General features: G+C 54.1%; 19 protein-coding genes and 1 other RNA gene. 12 read left to right on the plus strand and 8 right to left on the minus strand.

All coding sequences use genetic code 11. The features are described 5' to 3' along the window. Window positions 1-5: 5 nt before the first annotated feature. The 3 genes from arcB (at window position 6) to mtgA (ending at window position 4115) form a co-directional block, all read left to right on the plus strand. Window positions 6-2351 (plus strand): aerobic respiration two-component sensor histidine kinase ArcB, encoded by a 2346-nt coding sequence (arcB, locus tag EDC54_RS04720; RefSeq protein WP_132453796.1) that lies wholly within the window; start codon window positions 6-8, stop codon window positions 2349-2351. Between the two features lie 379 nt (window positions 2352-2730). Next, entirely contained in the window at window positions 2731-3384 is a 654-nt protein-coding gene (gene elbB / locus EDC54_RS04725; protein ID WP_132454424.1) for an isoprenoid biosynthesis glyoxalase ElbB, read from the plus strand. Next, window positions 3381-4115, plus strand: a complete 735-nt coding sequence (gene mtgA, locus EDC54_RS04730) for a monofunctional biosynthetic peptidoglycan transglycosylase (RefSeq protein ID WP_132453798.1) — start codon at window positions 3381-3383, stop codon at window positions 4113-4115. Before elbB ends, mtgA begins: the two co-directional genes overlap by 4 nt. Window positions 4116-4456: 341 nt before the next feature. Here the strand turns inward: mtgA and dolP are convergent, their stop codons facing one another. The 4 genes from dolP to EDC54_RS04750 are packed head-to-tail and all read right to left on the minus strand — an operon-like array spanning window position 4457 to window position 8035. Next, window positions 4457-5029, minus strand: a complete 573-nt coding sequence (gene dolP, locus EDC54_RS04735) for a division/outer membrane stress-associated lipid-binding lipoprotein (protein WP_132453800.1) — start codon at window positions 5027-5029, stop codon at window positions 4457-4459. Window positions 5030-5040: 11 nt separating this feature from the next. Then, window positions 5041-5631 (minus strand): DnaA initiator-associating protein DiaA, encoded by a 591-nt coding sequence (diaA, locus tag EDC54_RS04740; RefSeq protein WP_132453802.1) that lies wholly within the window; start codon window positions 5629-5631, stop codon window positions 5041-5043. Window positions 5632-5672: 41 nt separating this feature from the next. After that, complete coding sequence (locus EDC54_RS04745) at window positions 5673-6029, minus strand: YraN family protein (protein ID WP_132453804.1); 357 nt, start codon at window positions 6027-6029, stop codon at window positions 5673-5675. Further along, window positions 6026-8035, minus strand: coding sequence for a penicillin-binding protein activator (locus EDC54_RS04750; protein WP_132453806.1), 2010 nt, complete (start codon window positions 8033-8035; stop codon window positions 6026-6028). The genes EDC54_RS04745 and EDC54_RS04750 overlap by 4 nt, the downstream gene beginning before the upstream one ends. A gap of 60 nt (window positions 8036-8095) precedes the next feature. On the opposite strand from EDC54_RS04750, the gene rsmI reads away from it, so the two are divergent. The 3 genes from rsmI (at window position 8096) to ygiD (ending at window position 10353) form a co-directional block, all read left to right on the plus strand. Continuing rightward, window positions 8096-8983 (plus strand): 16S rRNA (cytidine(1402)-2'-O)-methyltransferase, encoded by an 888-nt coding sequence (gene rsmI / locus EDC54_RS04755; RefSeq protein WP_132453808.1) that lies wholly within the window; start codon window positions 8096-8098, stop codon window positions 8981-8983. A gap of 25 nt (window positions 8984-9008) precedes the next feature. After that, window positions 9009-9386: RNase P RNA component class A (gene rnpB / locus EDC54_RS04760), an RNA gene on the plus strand. Between the two features lie 181 nt (window positions 9387-9567). Beyond that, window positions 9568-10353, plus strand: a complete 786-nt coding sequence (gene ygiD / locus EDC54_RS04765; protein ID WP_132453810.1) for a 4,5-DOPA-extradiol-dioxygenase — start codon at window positions 9568-9570, stop codon at window positions 10351-10353. Between the two features lie 70 nt (window positions 10354-10423). Here the strand turns inward: ygiD and EDC54_RS04770 are convergent, their stop codons facing one another. The 3 genes from EDC54_RS04770 to tolC form a co-directional block, all read right to left on the minus strand. Then, window positions 10424-11584: a glutathionylspermidine synthase family protein gene (locus EDC54_RS04770; protein WP_132453812.1), complete on the minus strand. Its 1161-nt coding sequence runs from the start codon at window positions 11582-11584 to the stop codon at window positions 10424-10426. 11 nt (window positions 11585-11595) lie between these two features. Next, entirely contained in the window at window positions 11596-12261 is a 666-nt protein-coding gene (locus EDC54_RS04775) for a DUF1190 family protein (RefSeq protein WP_132453814.1), read from the minus strand. 264 nt (window positions 12262-12525) lie between these two features. Continuing rightward, window positions 12526-13917, minus strand: coding sequence for an outer membrane channel protein TolC (gene tolC / locus EDC54_RS04780; protein ID WP_132453816.1), 1392 nt, complete (start codon window positions 13915-13917; stop codon window positions 12526-12528). Window positions 13918-14241: 324 nt separating this feature from the next. On the opposite strand from tolC, the gene nudF reads away from it, so the two are divergent. The 5 genes from nudF to parE all read left to right on the plus strand — a co-directional run bounded on the left by nudF (window position 14242) and on the right by parE (window position 18717). Next, window positions 14242-14874 carry an ADP-ribose diphosphatase gene (nudF, locus tag EDC54_RS04785; RefSeq protein ID WP_132453818.1) on the plus strand — a complete coding sequence of 211 codons (633 nt, stop codon included), beginning with the start codon at window positions 14242-14244 and terminating at the stop codon, window positions 14872-14874. 4 nt (window positions 14875-14878) lie between these two features. Then, window positions 14879-15301, plus strand: coding sequence for a DUF1249 family protein (locus EDC54_RS04790; protein ID WP_132453820.1), 423 nt, complete (start codon window positions 14879-14881; stop codon window positions 15299-15301). 27 nt (window positions 15302-15328) lie between these two features. After that, window positions 15329-16156, plus strand: coding sequence for a 3',5'-cyclic-AMP phosphodiesterase (gene cpdA / locus EDC54_RS04795; protein ID WP_132453822.1), 828 nt, complete (start codon window positions 15329-15331; stop codon window positions 16154-16156). Beyond that, window positions 16156-16737, plus strand: coding sequence for an esterase YqiA (gene yqiA / locus EDC54_RS04800; protein WP_132453824.1), 582 nt, complete (start codon window positions 16156-16158; stop codon window positions 16735-16737). Before cpdA ends, yqiA begins: the two co-directional genes overlap by 1 nt. Before the next feature lie 84 nt (window positions 16738-16821). Further along, on the plus strand, window positions 16822-18717 hold the full coding sequence (gene parE, locus EDC54_RS04805) for a DNA topoisomerase IV subunit B (protein WP_132453826.1): 1896 nt from the start codon (window positions 16822-16824) through the stop codon (window positions 18715-18717). A gap of 100 nt (window positions 18718-18817) precedes the next feature. Here the strand turns inward: parE and EDC54_RS04810 are convergent, their stop codons facing one another. Beyond that, complete coding sequence (locus tag EDC54_RS04810; protein ID WP_132453828.1) at window positions 18818-19849, minus strand: CAP-Gly protein; 1032 nt, start codon at window positions 19847-19849, stop codon at window positions 18818-18820. Window positions 19850-20350: 501 nt separating this feature from the next. Between EDC54_RS04810 and parC the strand changes: the two genes are divergently transcribed. Next, window positions 20351-22621: a DNA topoisomerase IV subunit A gene (parC, locus tag EDC54_RS04815; protein WP_132453830.1), complete on the plus strand. Its 2271-nt coding sequence runs from the start codon at window positions 20351-20353 to the stop codon at window positions 22619-22621. The last annotated feature ends 33 nt before the right edge of the window (window positions 22622-22654 follow it).

A 22654-nucleotide genomic window follows, 5' to 3' on the forward strand; every position in this document is an offset into this window, starting at 1 on the left:
TCGCTATGAAGCAAATTCGCCTGTTGGCTCAGTATTATGTTGATTTGATGGTAAAACTTGGGCTTGTCCGTTTCTCGCTGCTGCTGGCCTCAATATTGGTACTGCTGGCGCTGGTGGTGCAGATGGCGGTGACCCTGTTGCTCAGTGGAGAGGTCGAAAATATCGACATTGTGCGCTCCATTTTCTTCGGCCTGCTGATCACCCCCTGGGCCGTGTATTTTCTCTCCGTGGTGGTGGAACAGCTCGAAGAATCGCGCCAGCGGTTGTCGAAGCTGGTGGCAAAACTCGAAGAGATGCGCCACCGGGATCTGGAGCTGAACGTGCAGCTTCAGGAGAATATCGCGCAGCTCAATCAGGAGATTGCTGACCGTATCAAGGCGGAAGAGGCGCGCGTGCTGGTGATGAGCCGGCTTAAAGAAGAGATGTCGCATCGCGAGCAGGCGCAGATTGAGCTGGAACAGCAGTCAGCCCTGCTGCGCTCGTTTTTGGATGCCTCACCGGATTTGGTTTACTACCGCAACGAAGACAAAGAGTTCTCTGGCTGTAACCGTGCGATGGAGCTGCTGGTCGGCAAAAGCCAGAAACAGCTTATAGGCCTGACGCCGCAGGACGTTTACTCGCCCGATATTGCTGAGAAAGTGATGGAGACGGACGAAAAGGTGTTCCGCCATAACGTTTCCCTGACTTATGAACAATGGCTGGTTTATCCCGATGGGCGTAAAGCCTGTTTTGAACTGCGCAAGGTGCCGTTTTATGACCGGATGGGCAAACGCCACGGGCTGATGGGATTTGGACGCGATATAACGGAGCGTAAGCGTTACCAGGACGCGTTAGAGAACGCCAGCAGGGAGAAGACCACATTTATCTCAACCATCAGCCATGAGCTTCGTACGCCGCTTAATGGCATTGTCGGTCTGAGCCGCATTCTGTTGGACACGCAGCTCGACCCGGAGCAGCAAAAATACCTGAAAACCATCCACGTCAGCGCGATTACGCTGGGGAATATTTTTAATGACGTGATTGAGATGGACAAACAGGAGCGCCGCAAGGTGCAACTGGATAATCAGCCGATTGATTTTACCGGTTTTCTGGTGGATCTGGAGAATCTCGGCGGGCTGTTGGCAGAGCCGAAAGGCCTGAAACTGGTGGTGGAGCAGCATCAGCCTCTGCCACAGAAGGTGATTACCGACGGCACGCGCCTGCGGCAGATCCTGTGGAACCTGCTCAGTAACGCCGTGAAATTCACGCCGAAGGGGGAAATTGTCGTGCGCGTCTGGCATGACAAGGGCGATCGGTTGCGTTTTGAGGTCGAAGATTCCGGTATGGGGATCCCGGCGGATGAACTGGAAAAAATCTTCGCCATGTATTATCAGGTCAAAGACCAGAACGGCGGTAAACCGGCGACGGGAACAGGGATCGGTCTGGCGGTGTCAAAACGTCTGGCGCAGAACATGGGCGGGGATATTCAGGTCGTCAGCACACAGGGTAAAGGCTCTTGTTTCACCTTAACGGTCATCGCGCCGGGCGTTGATGAAGCGGGAAGCGGACAGGACGAAGAGCTGCCGTTACCGGCGCTGCACGTTCTGCTGGTGGAAGATATTGAACTGAACGTGGTTGTCGCGCGTTCCGTGCTGGAAAAACTGGGAAATAGCGTCGACGTTGCAATGACCGGACAGGCGGCGCTGGACATGTTCGACCCCGATGAATTCGATCTGGTATTGCTGGATATTCAACTGCCGGATATGACCGGTCTGGACGTCGCCCGCCAGTTACGCGCGCGTTACGGCAACCGCAGCCTGCCGCCGCTGGTGGCGCTGACGGCGAACGTGCTGAAAGATAAACGTGAGTATCTGGATGCGGGCATGGATGATGTGCTTAGTAAACCGCTATCGGTGCCAGCACTGACGGCTGTCATCAAGCAGTTCTGGGATCACCATGCGGTTCTGACGGAAGACGCTACGCTTGAAAAAGACGGCGACAGGGCGGAGGCCAAAGAAGATCTGTTGGATATTCCGATGCTGGAGCAGTATCTGGAACTGGTCGGGCCGAAATTGATTCATCAGAGTCTGGCGATGTTTGAACAAATGATGCCGGGCTATCTGGCAATTCTGGATTCCAACATGACGGCGCGCGACCAGAAAGGCATTACGGAAGAGGGGCACAAAATTAAAGGCGCGGCAGGTTCTGTCGGATTACGGCACCTGCAACAAATCGCCCAGCAGATCCAGACCTCGTCGCTACCGGCATGGTGGGATAACGTGCAGGAGTGGATCGATGAGCTTAAGCATGACTGGCGTCACGATGTTCAGGTGCTGCGTGATTGGGTTACGGAAGCGGAAAAAAGATCCTGATACGGGTCAGTGGTGTTCACAGGGACGTGGTTACGAAAGCGAATAGGAAAATTGAAATGAAGTGTGACTTGGGGAGACGGGGGCTTGGCAAGTTTTCAACCGGTAGAAAAAAAATGACCCCGACCGAAGTCGGGGTGCGCGAATTATGCGCCAACACCAGGGAAAACATGCACCTGCATTTAGATCTCAGGGTTTGTAAACGCGCAAGTGCGGATATTCGTGTCTTAACGACAACCTGTACTACAGTACACCTTCATCAAGCAACAAAATAGCAAATGTAGAAATCTTTGTTACAAGAATCATTAAAATGTGTGATGTAGATTAGTGTTTGTCAATTAAAAAATCAATTAGTTGATGTAATGAAATGAGGGAAAAGATGATGAAACGAGTCGGCATTGTCCTCAGTGGCTGTGGTGTTTATGACGGTTCCGAGATTCATGAAGCGGTGTTGACGCTGCTTGCGCTGGATCGTGCTGGCGCACAAGCCGTTTGCTTTGCGCCAGATAAGCCGCAATTACATGTAGTTAACCACCTTACCGGCGACGTAACTGATGAAAATCGCAACGTTTTAGCAGAATCCGCGCGGATCGCCAGAGGAAAAATTGAGCCGCTTTCCAACGCAAATGCCCAGGATTTGGATGCGTTAATTGTGCCCGGTGGTTTTGGCGCCGCGAAAAATTTAAGCGACTTCGCCACCCAGGGAACCGCGTGTCAGATCGATGAAACCCTAAAATTGCTCACACAGGAAATTTATAAGCAAAATAAACCAATTGGTTTTATTTGCATCTCTCCTGCGCTGTTGCCGAAGATACTCGGTGAACCTGTTCGTATAACCATTGGTAATGATATCGATACTGCGGAAGCGGTTGATGAGATGGGGGGCATCCACGTCGTGTGTCCGGTCGATGATATCGTAATGGATGCAGAACATAAGATTGTGACAACGCCTGCTTACATGTTGGCTAACTCCATCAGCGAAGCGGCAAAAGGTATTGATAAACTCGTTGCCCGCGTACTGGATCTCATCGAATGAGGAGGAGCCGACGGCGCGGTGGCCTGCTGAAAAGGGTTACGCGCCTGATGGTGCGCGGGGCGTTAGTTGTGGTTGGCGTATGGCTGGCTGGCATCCTGCTCTTTTCCTTTCTGCCTGTCCCCTTTTCTGCTGTGATGGCAGACAGGCAGATTAGCGCCTGGCTGAAAGGCGAATTTTCTTATGTCGCCCATTCTGACTGGGTTGCAATGAATGAGATCGCGCCGGAAATGGTACTGGCGGTGATTGCGGCGGAAGACCAAAAATTTCCGCAGCATTGGGGGTTTGATCTCGATGCGATCGGGAAGGCGTTAGAGCACAACGAACGCAATACGCAGCGAATACGCGGCGCGTCAACGCTGTCGCAGCAGATGGTAAAAAACCTGTTTCTGTGGGATGGGCGTAGCTGGGTGCGGAAAGGGCTTGAAGCAGGGATTACGACCGGGGTTGAACTGATCTGGTCGAAGCGGCGGATCCTGACCGTGTACCTGAATATCGCCGAATTTGGTCCCGGCATTTTCGGCGTAGAAGCCGCGGCGAGGCACTACTTCAATAAATCCGCCAGCAGGCTGACGGCTAGCGAGTCTGCTTTACTGGCCGCGGTGTTGCCGAATCCGATTCGGTTTCGTGTCAATGCGCCCTCCGGTTATGTTATTCAGCGTCAGCAATGGATCCTGCGCCAAATGCGGCAGATAGGCGGTGAAGCATTTTTACGCGCCAATCATCTGCGCTGAGGCTTCTTGTTGATGGACGATATCGCGAATCTTCACCTTAATGGTCGTGTCGGCGAGAGCGGGGGACATCTGCGGTTACGTTATTGGTCAGGCGTGCTGATGGTGTATGTCCTCCGGTATTCGCGCCGATGTGGGATCTCAGGCCGTTTTCCCCGACAATCCTTTTCTTTCCGCCGTACCGGGTATCTGAAGAACCGAGCCGGATCGGCGTTGAAACCCGCCGCGCACTCTGGTTGCTTGATCCGGTTGTGTCAGGGTTCGATCGGGCAAAGAGGGCACGGTGAACGGAGATAACAACCGCTGATGAAGGCATCAGCGGTTGTTGCATACGGCAGGGGGCGTTATTGCAGGTAGGTAAAGGCCGTCGTCACGTGCTTCACGCCGTTCACCTTACTGGCGATTTCCGCCGCGGAGGCCCCTTCACGTTGCGTGACCAGCCCTAACAGGAAGACCTCACCGTTTTCCGTCGTGACTTTGACATTAGAGGATTTCACGGTGTCACTTGCCAGAATCTGTGATCGAACCTTGGTGGTGATCCAGGTATCCATGGAGGCGGTTCCGAGTGAAACCGGGGTGCCCTGACGTATTTCGTTGTAGACGGCTTCCGCCCCTTCCACGCCGAGGGCGATTTGTTTCGCACGGTTCGCCATCTCGGTGTTTGGCGCCTGACCGGTTAACAGAACTTTCCCCTGATAAGCCGTTGTGACGATGCGGGCTTCTTTTTTCAACTGTTCGTCTTTGCTAATTGCATTTGTCACGCGGACTTCCAGTGTGCCATCGTCGACCTGCGTACCTACGGTACGTGGGTCAGTGGCCGCTTTGGTCGCTACGGCGCTGCCAACAGCGACAACCCCGACACAGCCTTGTAACAGCAGGGCGATAGACAGCACGGCAAGTGCAGAACTTATCCTCATGTAGTGCTCCTTCAATCGTTCTGGTGTGGAAAAAGTGTGTTATCAATCAAATCACACAGGCAGTTTACTGTCAGCATGTGTACTTCCTGAATACGTGCGCTGCGGTGTGAAGGGATGCGAATCTCGACATCCTGAGGCCCAAGCAGCCCGGCCAGCTCTCCGCCATCGTACCCCGTCAGGGCAACAATCGTCATGTCGCGGGTGACGGCAGATTCTACGGCTTTAACGATATCGCGGCTGTTACCTCGGGTTGAAATGACCAGCAGCACATCGCCAGCCTGACCGAGCGCTCTGACTTGTTTTGCATACACCTCTTCGTGCAAACGGTCATTGGCTATCGCAGTTAAGACTACATTATCCGCATTAAGTGCGATAGCCGGTAAGCTGGGGCGTTCCGTTTCAAAGCGGTTGATCATACTGGCGGCGAAATGCTGTGCATTGGCGGCGGATGTTCCGTTGCCGCAGCACAAGATTTTGTTGCCGTTCAGTAAAGATTGCACGATTGCCATCGCGCCGCGCGAAATGGCGTCCGGCAGCGCCTCTGCCGCCGCTATCTGTGTTTGAATACTCTCAGTAAAACAAACTTTAATTCTATCCAGCACGTTGAATTAACCTACGTAAATTGAAATCCATCAGGAATACGTTATCCCTGTGCAGTAAAAGCGTTAGGGAGCCAGTCGAACCGATTGCCGGTAATCGCCAGCACATCAAAACGGCAATCCACCGTGTCGAAGCTGGCGCCACGTTGCGCCAGCCACACGGCTGCGGCATGCAGCAATCGTTGCTGTTTGCGTCGGGTAATACTGGCTGCCGCATCGCCAAAGTCAGCATTACGTCGGTAGCGCACCTCTACAAATACCCAGACTTGATGATCGCGCATGATCAAATCCAGTTCGCCGCCGCGTAACGCAACATTCGCGGCGGTGAAGGTCAGGCCCGCACGTTCAAGATAACGTCGGGCCCGCTGTTCGTAACCGGCCCCCGTGGCTCGCTGGTTCAGGGGACGGGCACCAGTTGGCCTTGACGGTATTGTTGCCAGGTCAGTTGACGGTTGATGGCGCAGTCTGGTCCGGCACTGAGCGTGCCCGTTGCACCTGTGATTTGATGGCCCGGAATTTGACGCATTTCACCGAAGTGGTTCGCGAGCGTCCAGGCATCCATCCCCATAGCATACAGGCGGACTAACGAGTAATCGTTTTTAAACTGGCCGCTGACCTGCTGCATCAGCGCCGGGTTCGCACCGGCCAGCAACGGGATATCGCTGAACTGCAACCCTTCCATTTCAAGGCGGAAATCTGGCCCTAATCCGGCCTGAAAACTACGCGAGCTGGCATAGAGTGCCGGACGAGCACGTGAGGTGGTGCGCATATCGATCATCGGCTTAATCAACGCCAGTTCGTCTGGCGTTGCGATGATATACACCGCATCAATATTGCCGCTGGCGGACGAACTGACCGTCGGCTCAACCTGTGACGGAATGGTCAAACCGCCGATGGTGGTGCCTGACTGTGCCTGCTGTTGAGACACGCTGACAGGCTGGCCGCTCAGACTTAGCCCCGCGCCGCTATTAATCGCCTGTTTTAATTCTGCCGTGTTGCCAAAGCGCTGTTGCAATGGGCTGGTGCCGCTTTGCTGGCTCCAGCCCTGAGCGAATGCGTTAACGATGCGATCGCCCAGCGCGCCGCGCGGCGCTAATATCAACGGCTGCTGTTTGCCCTGCCGGTGGATGAATTTTGCCGCGTCTCTGGCTTCGTCTTCCGGAGAGAGCGCGAAGTAGCAGATGTTAGGGCGGTTTTCGAGGTGTTCCGGCTGGTTCAACGCCAAAATGTTTAAGGGCGATTGGCTATTTGCCAACTGATCCACTTCATTTTTCAGCAGCGGCCCGATGACCAGCGAAGCGCCATCTTGCTGTGCTTGAGTGAGGATATTCGCCAGCGGTTGTGAAGATGTGTCATACACTTTTACCGGGAGCGAACTGGATAACCCGGCGCTTGTCGTCGGTGATTCCGGCGGCGGCGCTACTACGTCCGCGCTGTACGGCGCGGGTGATGGCGCATTTGGATCTTCTGGTGGAGAGATCTGTTCGGTTTGCGTCGCGTCCTCATCCGCTGACGGGGAAGCAGGGACTGGGGCTGCTATCGCAATCTGACCGTTTTTCGCCGCGTTAAAGCCTTGCTGAATGGCATTGGCGAAAACTTGCGCCTGACCATTGAGCGGTAACAGCAGCGCGATACTGTTCAGCGATGACTGCTGATAATTGAAGACCTGATTCAACTGCGTAGGCAGCGATTTTGCCGCAGGATGATGGGGATAGCGGGTTTGCCAGTCCTGAATCGCGCTCTTTAACTGGTCCGGCGATGTACGGTTATCCTGATAGTTATTGAGCAAGTCTACCCAGCCTTGCAGCACATTTTCATCCGCATTAATCAGAAGCGCGCTGGACGCCTGCGGCGACATTTGCGTCAATGCCAGCCAGGTCTGATCGAGATTCATTTGATGCTCGTCGCCTTGCAACAGCGGTTCCTGAGCGATGTAAGCCCGCAGCAGCTCAATGGAAGGGCGCCCTTGTGCGGTTTTAATTTGCGCCTGATAGTAACGCTCCTTCTGCGCTTCGGAAAGCGCGCCGACATCCAACTGGCTCAGCGCGTCTTTGGCGGCTTCCATATTGTTTTGGGTGACGGATAATTCCGCGCTGACCAACTGACGCTCCTGCTGTTGCGCCGCATTCAAGTTTTCCGGCAGCGCGTTGAATTGCTGGCTTGCCTGAGGGATTTTCCCTTCCTGTAACAGGGAACGAATAGCAAGTAATTGCCAGTCAGCCTTGTTATTATCGCGACTTTGCTGCATTTGTTGCAGATAATAATCGGATGACGCATCGGCTTTTCCCTGCACCTCGGGAGGGGGACTTTGCGGTGCCTGACTTGGACAGCCTGCAAGAAACAGCGCCGCTAACAAAACAGGGATAACCCGCCCTGCCTGGGTACGGACGAAATGAAAGGGAAGCATACTGTATCCAGTGGTTTTTTTAACGATGCTCAATATTAAATCGGCAACCCGGATGAAACAATGAATCAAGACCAACAAGCAGACATTTCTGCATCTACCCTCTACATTGTCCCCACGCCCATCGGCAACCTGGGCGACATTACACAGCGTGCGCTGACGGTATTGGCGAGCGTTGATCTGATCGCCGCAGAGGATACCCGCCATACCGGTCTGCTGTTACAACATTTTGCGATTAATGCGCGGCTGTTCGCATTACACGATCACAATGAGCAACAAAAAGTGGATGTGCTACTGGCGAAGTTGCAGTCGGGCCAACGCATCGCGCTGGTTTCCGATGCGGGCACGCCGCTGATTAACGATCCCGGCTACCACTTAGTGCGCCGCTGTCGCGAGGCTGGTGTTCGGGTCGTGCCGCTGCCGGGCGCTTGCGCCGCGATAACGGCGCTCTCTGCGTCCGGTCTGGCCTCCGATCGCTTTTGCTATGAGGGTTTCCTACCGGCTAAAACCAAAGGGCGCAAAGATAAGCTGCGCGAACTGGGGGAAGAGCCCCGTACGTTAATTTTCTACGAATCGACACATCGTCTTCTGGAGAGTTTGCAGGACATCCGTGACGTGTTGGGCGCAGAACGCTATGTGGTGTTAGCGCGGGAAATCACGAAAACCTGGGAATCGATTCATGGTGCGCCCGTGGGCGAACTGCTCGAATGGGTGAAAGAAGATGAAAACCGCCGTAAAGGCGAGATGGTACTGATTGTAGAGGGGCATCAGTTTGATGACAGCGCGCTGTCGGTTGACGCGCTGCGTACGCTGGCGCTGTTGCGCGCCGAGCTACCGCTGAAAAAAGCGGCGGCGCTGGCGGCGGAAATCCACGGCGTGAAGAAGAACGCGCTTTATCGCTATGCGCTGGAACAGGAAAACGCTGGCGGTGAATCGGAAGATGACAAGTAGGACAATTTGTCCTATCATCCGCGCCGGAGTTGACCAGACAGTCGCCGCTTCATTGCCGTCCCTTCGGGGGAGACAGGTGGAGGGGAGGAAAGTCCGGGCTCCATAGGGCAGGGTGCCAGGTAACGCCTGGGAGGCGCAAGCCTACGACTAGTGCAACAGAGAGCAAACCGCCGATGGCCCGCGCAAGTGGGATCAGGTAAGGGTGAAAGGGTGCGGTAAGAGCGCACCGCGCGGCTGGCAACAGTTCGCGGCACGGTAAACTCCACCCGGAGCAAGGCCAAATAGGGGTTCACATGGTACGGCCCGTACTGAACCCGGGTAGGCTGCTTGAGCCAGTGAGCGATTGCTGGCCTAGATGAATGACTGTCCACGACAGAACCCGGCTTAACGGTCAACTCCCTTCATCATAAGACCCCGCTTCGGCGGGGTTTTGCTTATCTAGAACCAGCAGATAGCTCAGGCATTTCAAATTAATTGATATTCTTCATCACATAACTCTGACTTTTTCCGCGTGATAAAGCGCGTAAAGTAAGGTCATCGCGTGAGGCTAACGCGCCAACTGACATTTTTCAGAGGATATGACGATGACCCACACTTCCCGTATGCCTGCGCTGTTCCTGGGCCACGGTAGCCCGATGAACGTGTTGGAAAGCAATGCGTATACTCAGGCGTGGCAAACGCTGGGTGAGACGCTGCCGCGTCCGAAGGCGATTATTGCGGTTTCAGCACACTGGTATACCCGTGGTACCGCTGTGACGGCGATGGAAAACCCTCGCACCATCCATGATTTCGGCGGCTTCCCACAGGCGTTGTTTGATACCCAGTATCCGGCACCCGGTTCGCCGGAATTGGCGGCGAGAATTCAGCAGGTGCTGGCTCCATATCCCGTTACTGCCGATCAAAGCCAATGGGGTTTGGATCACGGTTCCTGGGGAGTGCTGATCAAGATGTACCCAAATGCGGATATTCCCGTAGTACAACTCAGCGTGGACGGCACGCAGCCTGCCGCGTATCACTACGAATTAGGACGCAAACTGGCGACGCTGCGTGACGAAGGTTTCATGATTGTCGCGAGTGGCAACGTCGTACATAACCTGCGGATGGTGAAATGGGATGGCGACGCAGAGCCGTATCCTTGGGCCGTGTCGTTCAATCAATTTGTGCGTGATAACCTGACCTACCAGGGCGACAATCATCCCTTGGTTAATTTTATGCAGCATGAAGGCGCCGTTTTATCCAACCCAACGCCCGATCACTATTTTCCGCTGCTCTATGTATTGGGAAGCTGGGACGGTAAAGAGGCGATCGGCATTCCGGTCGATGGACTTGAAATGGGATCGCTGAGTATGTTGTCGGTACAGGTAGGTTAGCCCGTTTTGTTCTTCAGAAATGAGAAAGGCACGGTGAGAGACCGTGCCTTGTTGCTTTTCACCTTCTGACTTAATCCAAAATAATATGCGGATAAAAGCGTGACAGATCCTGGGTGATCAGTGCGCGATCTTCGCGCAGACCAATACCGCAAGGCTGATCGTTTACTAGCCAACTGCCAATCAACGTATAGCTGTCGCCGAATTTGGGCAGCGGATGGTACTGTTGAATAATCATGCCTTCTTCGCCGTAGGGGCCGTCTGCCGACGCAATCTCTTTCCCGTTTTCCACGATCTGGATATTTGCCCCTTCGCGTGAAAACAGCGGCTTGACGACGTAACTGTCCAGCTTGGGGTGATCGTCTTCCGCAAAATAAGCGGGGAGCAGATTGGGGTGATTCGGGAACATTTCCCACAGCATCGGCAGCAGCGCTTTATTGGAAATAATACTCTTCCAGGCGGGTTCCAGCCAGCGCACGCCGGCATCTTCCAGCTTGGTGGAAAACATCTCGCGCAGCATGAATTCCCACGGATACAGCTTGAACAGATTACCGATTACCTGATTTTCGGGATCGGTAAACTGACCTTTCTCGCCGAGACCGATTTCCTCGATAAACAGAAACTCACTTGGCAGACCGGCTTCCAGCGCGCAATCCTGTAGGTATTGCACCGTTCCGCGATCTTCTTCCGTATCCTGACAGCAGGCGAAATGCAGCAAGCCAAAGCCGTGGTTCAGCTTCAGTTCTTCAAAGCGTTCGATCAGCTTTTCCTGGATGCTGTTGTACTGATCCGCATTCTGCGGCAGTTTTCCGGCGTTGATTTGGTCTTCCAGCCAAAGCCATTGGAAAAAAGCGGCTTCGTACAGTGAGGTTGGCGTATCGGCATTATTTTCCAGCAGCTTCGCGGGGGATTTGCCGTCATACGCCAGATCGAGGCGCGAATAGAGAGAAGGCTGATGAGTACGCCATGAGTGCCGAACAAATTCCCAGGTGTGCTTGGGAATACGGAATTTGGCGAGCAGCGCGTCGCTGTCGATGACTTTTTCCACTACTTGCAAACACATCTGGTGCAGTTCAGCGGTGGTTTCTTCCAGCTCTTCGATCTGAGCCAGCGTGAACTGGTAGTAAGCTTCCTCGCTCCAGTAAGGTTCGCCATACAGGGTGTGGAACCGAAAACCAAACTCGTTGGCTTTTTCCTGCCAGTCAGGACGCGCAGTGATATCTATCCGCTTCATTCAATCCGTCCTCAGCCGCCCATACTACGGGAAGAGCTGGAACTGGCGCTGCTGCGCTGCATGCTGCTTTGCTTTGCGACGGTTTCGCCAAAGCCACCGCGCGTAATGGTGGTGGTGGTCGCTGGCTTCGGCGCCAGGGCGGTTTTGGGGACGTTCATTGTACGGCCCGTTGTCGCATTGCCGTAATTCTTGCCGGTGGCATCAACGAATTTACCGTTGGCCGGGCTGGTCGGCGATTTTGACGTGAACAACGGCTGCTGCGCGAAGCCTGCGCCGCCGCCCATCATTCTGCCCATCATGTAACCGGCCATCAGCGGCATCCATGACATGCCGCTCTGTTGCGGCTCTGCGGCGGTTCCTGCCTGTGCAGGCGCGGGCGTCTGGGTACATTGCGCTTCACCGAATTCTGCTACGCAGTCTTCTTTGGTGGCAAATTTCGGCGCCGTTTTTTCCGCTTCTTTTAACGCATTGTTGTATGCGGTGGTGCACTGCGCGCTCATGGATGGGTTAGCAGCGGCACAGTCATCCGCATTTTGATAGAGGGAGACGGTTTCGTCGGTTTGTTCGCAGCCGGCGAGGAAAAAGACGGTGCTGACGGCCAGGGCCACAGGTGCCAGACGGTGCGTTCGCCATTCCTTACGGAATGTGTCCTGATTAATATTTTTTGTACGTTTCATCGTGTTTATCCCAGAGCAAAGCATCACGGTCGATGACAAATAAGTGAGCCTAAGAATAGGGGAACGTTGCCTGAATTTAAAGCGCCAATGCGCGTCACAAAGGAACTCTTTACGTTGCTATACATTCTGTTGTGCGACGTTTCGCTTTATGGTGGGAAAGACGTGTATGCGATTGGTCGTTGTCGCCTGACGCCGTGCAACAGGCCTGATAAAAAAGGGGAACCGAGGTTCCCCGTCGCAGGCATATCGCAACGTTGCAGCTGATTAGCGCAGCGCGGTGCCTGTAGCCACCTGCGGCGCGCTGTTATCCGTTGCGGGCGGGGTGGTGGATATCGGTTGACCCAGAGAGGCGTTCAGCGCTTGCAGATCGTTTTCGTTCAGCGTGCCCTGTGCGGATTTTATGTTTAACTGGTTGATCAGATAATCATAGCGTGCGCTTGAAAGCTGCTGTTTGGCATTATACAGCGTCGTTGTGGCATCCAGTACGTCAACGATGGTACGCGTGCCGACCTGATAACCGGCTTCCATCGCATCCAGCGAGCTTTGTGCAGACACCTCAGCTTGTTTGTAGGCGGTAATGCTGCTGATGGAGGCCGAGATATTGTTAAACGATGACCGTACTGTCTGGATCACCGAACGGTGCGCGCTTTCCAACTGCTCACTGGCGCTGACATAGCTGTGCTGCGCTTGTTTCACCTGGGAGTTCGTCGCGCCGCCGCTGTAAATCGGCAAGGTGAAGTTGACCCCCACTTTGTGCTGCCCTGCGTCGCTGTCGTTAAAGTTGCCGTTATTCGTCCGGGAACCGGAATAGCGGGTATCGCTTACACCCGTCGATGCGGTGAGATCCAGCGTGGGCATATAGCCCGTTTCAGCGGAACGGATCTGTTCACGGGCTAAATCCTGACTCAAGCGTGCAGACAACAGGTTCAGGTTGCGATTTTCCGCCTCTTTCAACAGGTTGTTGAGCGGTGCGGGTTTCTGAGTGGAGAATCGCTCAATGTTCAGGCCCGCTAACTGCGGGTAGAAATTGCCGGTAATCTGGCGCAGGGATTCCAGTTCGTTATCCAGCGTATTACGCGCCAGCACTTCATTTGCCAGCACGTTGTCGTACTGCGCGCGGGCGTTTTGTACGTCGGTAATGGCAACCAGACCGACGTTAAAGCGCTGTGTTGTTTGATCCAACTGACGATAAATGGCCTGTTTCTGCGCATTAATGTAAGACAGCGAGTCGATTGCGCGCAGCACGTTAAAATACGCGGTCGCCGTATTCAGTATCAGGTTTTGCTGGGCCGTCTGGTAGGTGACGTCCTCGATGCCGGCTTGTTTTTCCTGTAGCGTCAGCGCGCGCCATTTGGACATGTCGAACAGCGTCTGGGTCAACTGTAATGCAGCGCTTTTCTCGTTGCTGTTGACCCCGTCGTTGTCACGGTAACCTTTGTTATAGGTATAGTCTGCGTTGATCCCCAATTGCGGCAGAAGCGGACTGCGTGCTTCGTTGATTTTTTCAAACGCGGCATCACGGGTTGCTGCTGAGCTGCGTAAATCAGGGTTGGTGTTTTTGGCCTGTTGGTAGACCTGTAACAAATTTTCCGCCTGGCTCATGGCGCTAAAACCGCCCAGGCTCAGACCAATAAGAAGAGGGAGCAATTTCTTCATTTGCATTCCTTGTTGTGCCGCAATCTCGCTAGGGTAGCGCTGTTTATAGACGAATAGTCGCCGATTCTATCAGAATCTGCCAATAGGATAAGGTAGCTGAACGTGCGTTCTTTCAGCGGATTATGCCCAAATAGTCAGGTAAATTGACCCTTTAGGCGGCTTAAGGCGACGCCTCACCGTCGCAACGTGACGCAGTGCGCCGGTATCGCCCTCATCTCCGCTGGCGTCTTGCCTGATAACGTTCCACACAATGATGAGTATAATGACAGCGGATTCCGCCATACAATACCGTATTCCATTAATACTTGTTACAGGAGCTCAGCCATGGCGTCTTCCGTATCCAGCCCGGTGACTTTTACCAAAGATGATGTAGAAATTATTGCACGCGAAACGCTGTATGAGGGATTTTTTTCGCTGGAACGCTACCGTTTCCGCCACCGTCTGTTTAATGGCGATATGAGTGGTGAAGTCAGCCGTGAGATTTTTGAGCGTGGTCATGCCGTGGTGCTGCTGCCTTACGACCCGGTACGTGATGAAGTGGTACTGATAGAGCAGATTCGCATCGCAGCCTACGACACCAGCGCTTCTCCGTGGTTGTTTGAACTGGTGGCGGGCATGATCGAACCGGGCGAAAGCCACGAAGACGTGGCGCGGCGTGAGGCGCAGGAAGAAGCCGGGTTAAGGGTTGGGCGTTGCCGACCGATAATCAATTACCTTGCCAGTCCCGGCGGGACCAGCGAGCGTCTGGCCGTCATGGTGGGGGAAGTGGATACGCGCACGGCCAAGGGCATCCACGGTCTGGCGGAGGAAAATGAAGATATTCGGGTACATGTGGTGAGCCGTGAGCAAAGTTACCAATGGGTTGAGGAAGGGGTGGTGGATAACGCGGCATCTGTCATTGCCTTGCAATGGTTGGCGTTGCACCATGAAGAACTGAAGCGTGCGTGGGCGGACTGAATTTATGAAGCGTTATACCCCGGATTTCCCAGCGATGATGAGGCTATGTGAAACCAACTTCATGCAATTACGGCGTTTGCTGCCAAAAATTGATGAAGTCGGCGAAACCGCGGTTTATCACGTCAATAATGCGGTTTACCAACTGACGATTCTTGAGTCTACCCGTTATACCTCACTGGTCGAGATTAAGCAGACGGCGCCGGCGGTCAGCTACTGGAGCCTGCCAATGATGAGCATCAGGCTATATCATGATGCGTTGGTTGCGGAAGTGTGTGCCAGCCAGCAGATCTTTCGCTTTAAAGCACGTTATGATTATCCTAATAAGAAGTTACACCAGCGTGACGAAAAGCATCAAATTAATCAGTTTCTTGCTGATTGGCTAAAATATTGTTTGGCGTATGGTTCGATGTCGATTCCGGTTTGTTAGACAGATTTACGTAACCAAGGACACCATTTGGAAAGCCTGTTGACACTTCCTGCGGCGAGTGGCGCCAGATTCAGGATTTTACAAATAACGGATACCCATCTTTTTGCGGGCGAGCATGAAACCTTGCTGGGTATCAATACCTATCGTAGCTATCACGCGGTGCTGGATGCTATCAAAGCCCGGCAGGATACGTTTGATTTAATCGTGGCGACGGGCGATCTGGCACAGGATCATACGCTGGAAGCGTATCACCATTTTTCTCGTGGGATTGCGCAGATTCCGGCACCTTGCGTATGGCTGCCGGGTAACCACGATTTCCAACCCGCGATGGTGGATGCGCTGGCCGAAGCGGGGATTGCGCCCTCCAAGCATGTGCTGCTGGGCGATAAATGGCAGATTATCCTGCTAGACAGCCAGGTGTTTGGCGTTCCGCACGGCGAACTGAGTGAGTATCAGTTGGAGTGGTTGGAGCGTAGCCTTAATCGCCAACCCGATCGCTTTACGCTGCTATTGCTTCATCACCATCCGCATCCTTCCGGCTGTACCTGGCTCGATCAGCACAGTCTGCGTAATGCGCATAACCTTTCCGCGGTACTGGACCGCTATCCGCAGGTAAATACCGTGCTGTGTGGGCACATTCATCAGGAGATGGACGTTGACTGGCACGGCCGTCGTTTGTTGGCGACGCCTTCGACCTGCGTGCAGTTCAAACCGCACTGCACGAATTTTACGATTGATGATGTTGCGCCGGGATGGCGCTATCTGGATCTACTGCCGGATGGCCGTCTGGAAACCGAGGTCCATCGTCTGTCGGGGAGCGAATTTCTGCCTGACATGAATTCGGACGGTTACTAATGCCTACCCTTATTTACCTGCATGGTTTCAACAGTACGCCACAGTCGGCGAAAGCGGTCGCACTGAAGACGTGGCTGGCGGAACAGCATCCTGATATTGATATGGTGGTTCCACAGCTTCCGCCCTATCCCGAGGCGGCGGCGGAGATGATGGAATCCCTGATCATGGCGCGTGCGGGCCGGCCTGTAGGTCTTGTTGGTTCTTCACTGGGTGGTTACTATGCCACCTGGCTGTCTCAGTGTTTTATGCTGCCGGCCGTGGTCGTAAACCCTGCTGTGAAGCCGTTTGAACTGCTATTGGATCATCTGGGAGAGTATCAGAACCCGTACACGGGTGAGCGATATGTGCTAGAGTCTCGGCATGTTTACGATCTCAAGGTCATGCAGGTTGATCAACTAGAATCGCCGGATTTGCTCTGGCTGCTGTTGCAGACCGGGGATGAAGTTCTGGATTATCGTCAGGCGGTCGCGTATTACACGGCCTGCCGTCAAACCGTGGAGTCGGGGGGCAACCATGCCTTTGTCGGATTTGAGCGCTTTTTCACGCCGATCGTGAATTTTTTGGGGCTCACGGCAGACTGATTCACCGCGTATGCATTGCAAAACGATTCACGGAGTGCGGATCGTTAAACACCATTCACTGAACACAAAGAATTAGCACAAACCATGACTCAATCAAGTTATAACGCTGATGCGATTGAAGTACTCAGCGGGCTGGAGCCAGTGCGGCGTCGGCCAGGAATGTACACCGATACCACGCGTCCGAATCATCTGGGACAAGAGGTGATCGATAATAGCGTTGATGAAGCGTTGGCGGGTCATGCGCGCCGTATTGATGTGATCCTGCATGCCGATCAATCGCTGGAAGTGCTTGATGATGGCCGCGGCATGCCGGTGGATATCCACCCCGAAGAGGGCGTGCCTGCCGTTGAGCTGATCCTGTGTCGTTTGCACGCGGGCGGCAAATTTTCCAATAAAAATTACCAGTTTTCGGGCGGGTTGCATGGCGTAGGGATTTCCGTGGTGAACGCGTTGTCCACTCGCGTCGAAGTCACCGTTAAGCGCGACGGTCAGGTCTATGATATTGCCTTCGAAAACGGCGATAAAGTGCAGGATCTCACGGTGACCGGCACCTGCGGACGCCGTAACACCGGTACGCGTGTTCATTTTTGGCCGGATGAGAAATTCTTCGACAGCGCCCGCTTTTCCGTATCCCGTTTAACGCATCTGCTAAAGGCCAAAGCGGTCCTGTGCCCCGGCGTGGAAATCATCTTCAAAGATAAAGTCAATAACACCGAGCAACGCTGGTGCTATCAGGATGGCCTGAATGACTATCTGAACGAGGCGGTAGATGGCCTGATTACGCTGCCGGAAAAACCGTTTCTGGGGTCGATTACCGGCGATACCGAAGCGGTGGACTGGGCGCTGCTCTGGTTACCGGAAGGGGGGGATCTGCTGACGGAAAGCTACGTCAACCTCATCCCAACGCCCATGGGGGGGACGCACGTCAACGGCCTGCGTCAGGGGCTATTGGACGCGATGCGTGAATTCTGCGAATTCCGCAATATTTTGCCACGGGGCGTGAAGCTGAGCGCAGACGATATTTGGGAACGCTGTGCCTACGTGCTGTCGGTAAAAATGCAGGAACCGCAGTTTGCCGGGCAGACCAAAGAGCGATTGTCCTCCCGTCAGTGCGCCGCGTTTGTATCCGGCGTGGTGAAAGATGCGTTCAGCCTGTGGCTGAATCAGAACGTGCAGGCGGCGGAACAACTGGCTGAAATGGCCATTTCCAGCGCTCAACGCCGGATGCGCGCCGCTAAAAAAGTGGTGCGGAAAAAACTGACCAGCGGTCCAGCGCTGCCCGGCAAACTGGCCGATTGCACCTCGCAGGATCTCAGCCGGACGGAGCTGTTTCTGGTGGAAGGGGATTCGGCGGGCGGTTCCGCAAAGCAGGCGCGCGAGCGTGAATTTCAGGCGATCATGCCGCTGAAAGGCAAGATCCTGAATACCTGGGAAGTCTCCTCTGATGAGGTGCTGGCTTCGCAGGAAGTACATGATATTTCTGTGGCGATCGGTATCGATCCCGATAGCGACGATCTCAGCCAGTTGCGTTACGGCAAAATCTGCATTCTGGCGGATGCGGACTCCGATGGTTTGCATATCGCGACCTTGCTGTGCGCGCTGTTTGTCCGCCATTTTCGCGCGCTGGTGCGAGGGGGGCATGTCTATGTCGCGATGCCGCCGCTGTACCGCATCGATCTGGGAAAAGAGGTGTACTACGCGCTGGATGAAGAGGAAAAAGCGGGCGTGCTGGAGCAGCTTAAGCGCAAGAAAGGCAAGCCGAACGTGCAGCGCTTTAAAGGTCTGGGGGAAATGAACCCGCTGCAACTGCGTGAAACGACCTTGGATCCGAATACCCGTCGTCTGGTGCAGCTGACCATCAAAGAGGAGGATATCGATCAAACGATGGCGATGATGGATATGCTTCTGGCGAAGAAGCGCTCAGAAGACCGACGTAACTGGCTGCAAGAGAAAGGCGATAAGGCGGAAATCGAAGTATAGCGCGGGTGAAGGTAGAGAGTTAAAAACGGCCACGATGTCAGTATCGCGGCCGTTTTTTGCTATCTAATAAGCAGAGAGAGCGGGTGTTATCCTGTTGACCTTACACCTGTGCGGTATGACGATACCGTGCGCTGGTTTTCACCCCCCACAAACCGGCGAACAGGCTGACAATGGCGCCAATCAGCAGTGCAAAGAAGGTCCATAAAGCGGCTTTTGCCCCTGCGGAAGCGGCTTCAGCGGCTTGTTCACGCGCTTTTTGTTTCAGCTCTTCATATTGTTGTTTCGCTTGTTCGATGCGTGCTTCAGCATCTTGCAATCGGGTATTCACCAACTGCGTCGTTTTGTTTTTTGCTTCAATCAGGTTATCAACGGTTTTGTTGACTTCCTCTTGTGACAGGCTGGTGTTGTCCGCCAGCGCTTTCGTCAGGCTATCGCGGTCGACGTCTTTGGTTAAGGCTTCGGCGCGCTGTTTCAGTTTCTTCAGCAGGTCTTGTACGACCGCTTCGCTGTCTTCACCGTTTACCGCGATGGCTTTAACCGCTGCGCTGATATCCTGTTTGGCGCCTTCTAACTGCCGCTGCATGTAGTCTGGATGCAGGGAGTCGATGTCGCTTTTGCGCAGAGCCTCTGTGACTTCATGACTGAGATTTTCGGGCTGTAGCGAAACATCCAGATCGATATTATCGAAGGCCTTCGAGCCCAGATTCGCGATCCCCTGAAGTCCGCCGCCAACGCCTGAGATGGTGCTGCCGGTTAAAGACGCAACGGAACTTAATGCGCTTCCTGTCGCTTTCAGCGTGCCGCCAACCAGTAAGCCGCCCAGCACGGCGGTGACGAGCAATGTGGTCGCCCACACCAGAAAACCGTGAATAATCCCATCAATCGCCGCCAGCCTGCCGGCGATAAATGCACCAGCTGCCAGACTCACGATGATGGATAAGGCGGACCATACCAGAACCGTGGTGCCAACGCCGCTGACGGGTTCATCCGATAGTGGATCGACAATCGACAGACCAAGACTGGTACCTAACGTGGAAAGTAGCAAAGAAATGGCTAAAACGGTAACAACACCGCCGATGATACTGCCCCATGATATTTTTTTTGACTCGTACAGTGCATTTGTTGCGCTCATACAACATCCCCTTTTTTATCTACTATTTCATGTCATTCATTTAGTTACGCAGGAAACTCTGCTATTAGACGAATTAAAGTATAGACAGGGACGGTAAATATAGGAGGTTTGATTTGCCACTATTACAGATAACACGGAGATAAAATTAATTAGCGTGATTAATGGTTTTTTTTGAATCCGGGAATATCTGATTAAGGCAGGATCCGATCTGGGGAGAGCATTACTACCGTCGAGGAGAAAATTAAAACGGATCGAGGGGGGGAATCAACGGGGAGCGCGGGGCGAAAATAAGGGGATGCCGCCGACATACGCCCGACTGAACCGCATCCGACTGTCTGCTGGCGAAACATTCGCGTCTGTTCCTTGCCTCATTGCGCGCTGTGGCGCGGTTCCTTGTGACATCGCCTCTCCAGATAAGGTAATATTCCCGTCAAACATACCGCCGCTATGGCGTGTCGGAGTGCGTAGTGAATCGCGCCGCGATGTGAGGGAATAAGATAAATGAGTGAAATGACTCATGACGGTGCAGAAAGCCTGGCTTTGCGCACGTTTACCGAAAATGCCTATCTGAATTATTCCATGTACGTCATCATGGACAGGGCGTTGCCATTTATCGGCGATGGTCTGAAGCCTGTGCAGCGTCGTATTGTGTATGCGATGTCGGAGCTGGGGTTGAATGCCAGCGCCAAGTTTAAAAAATCCGCCCGTACCGTGGGTGACGTACTGGGGAAATACCATCCGCACGGCGACAGCGCCTGTTATGAAGCCATGGTGCTGATGGCGCAGCCGTTCTCTTATCGCTATCCGCTGGTGGATGGTCAGGGGAACTGGGGGGCGCCGGACGATCCGAAATCGTTCGCCGCTATGCGTTACACCGAATCGCGGCTGTCTAAGTATGCGGAAGTGCTGCTGTCGGAGCTGGGGCAGGGGACGGTCGACTACATCCCGAACTTTGACGGCACGATGCAGGAGCCGAAGATGCTGCCTGCCCGTCTGCCCAATATTTTGCTGAACGGCACCACCGGGATCGCCGTCGGGATGGCGACCGATATTCCTCCCCACAACGTGCGTGAAATCGCGGCGGCGGCCATCGCGCTACTGGAAAACCCGAACGCCTCCCTCAATGATTTATTACAACATGTGCAGGGGCCGGATTTCCCGACGGAAGCCGAAATCATCACGCCGCGCGATGACGTGCGCAAACTTTACCAAAATGGTCGCGGCTCAGTGCGTATGCGCGCGGTCTGGAAAAAAGAAGACGGCGAAGCGGTGATTACCGCATTGCCGCATCAGGTTTCCGGCGCCAAAGTGCTGGAGCAAATCGCCAGCCAGATGCGTGCGAAAAAACTGCCGATGATTGACGATCTGCGTGATGAATCCGACCACGAGAATCCGACCCGTCTGGTGCTGGTACCGCGTTCGAACCGTGTCGATCTGGAGCAGGTGATGAACCATCTGTTTGCCACCACCGATCTGGAAAAAAGCTATCGCGTTAACATGAACATGATCGGTCTGGACGGGCGACCGGGTGTGAAAGGGCTGGTCGAGATCCTGAATGAATGGTTGGTGTTTCGTCGTGACACCGTGCGCCGTCGTCTGAATTACCGTCTGGAAAAAGTCCTCAAGCGGCTGCATATTCTTGAAGGCTTGCTGATTGCGTTCCTGAATATTGATGAAGTCATTCATATTATCCGCACGGAAGATGAGCCGAAACCGGTTCTGATGCGTCAGTTCAGCCTGAGTGAAACGCAGGCCGAAGCCATTTTGGAACTGAAGTTACGTCATCTGGCCAAGCTGGAAGAGATGAAAATCCGCGGCGAGCAGAACGATCTGGCGAAAGAGCGCGATCATCTTCAGGCGCTGTTGGCCTCAGAGCGTAAGCTGAGCAACCTGATAAAGAAAGAAATTCAGGCGGATGCGCAGGCTTATGGCGACGATCGGCGCTCACCGCTGCATGAACGCAGTGAAGCGAAGGCGATGAGCGAACATGATTTTGTCCCTTCCGAACCGGTCACTATCGTGCTGTCGGAAATGGGCTGGGTGCGTAGTGCCAAAGGACATGATATCGACCCTGCCGGATTGAGTTATAAAGCCGGCGATAGTTTTCGCGCGGCGGCCAAAGGGAAGAGCAATCAGCCCGTGGTGTTCATTGACTCGACCGGCCGCAGCTACGCGTTGGATCCCATTTCACTGCCTTCTGCACGCGGTCAGGGTGAACCGCTGACGGGCAAGCTCACGCCGCCGCCGGGCGCGACGATTGAACAGGTGCTGATGGCCGCAGACGATCAGAAACTGCTTATGGCGTCGGATGCGGGCTACGGTTTTGTGTGCACCTTCAACGATCTGGTCGCGCGTAACCGCGCGGGTAAAGCGATAATTACCTTGCCGGAGAAGGCGAAGGTGCTGACGCCGCTTGAAATCACCGGTGACGACAATCTGCTCATGGCGATCACCGCCGCAGGCAGGATGTTGTTGTTCCCGGTTTCCGATCTACCGCAGCTGTCGAAAGGTAAAGGCAACAAGATTGTGTCTGTTTCTTCGGCGGATTTCTCAGCAGGCAAGGATCGTCTGACCTGGTTGCTTCTGCTGCCGCCTCAGGCGTCGGTTACGCTCTATTTCGGTAAGCGTAAGCTGGTGCTGCGCCCGAATGAATTGCAGAAATATCAAGGGGAACGTGGGCGTAAAGGTACGTTGCTGCGTGGGTTGCAACGTATCGATCGGATTGACGTAGATGCGCCGCCGCAGCGCGGTGCAGACGGCAGCGAAGAATAGGCCGAGCCGCATGCCGAGCGCTGATATCCGGTA

Source organism: Samsonia erythrinae (assembly GCF_004342665.1).
Taxonomy (GTDB): Bacteria; Pseudomonadota; Gammaproteobacteria; order Enterobacterales; family Enterobacteriaceae; genus Samsonia; species Samsonia erythrinae.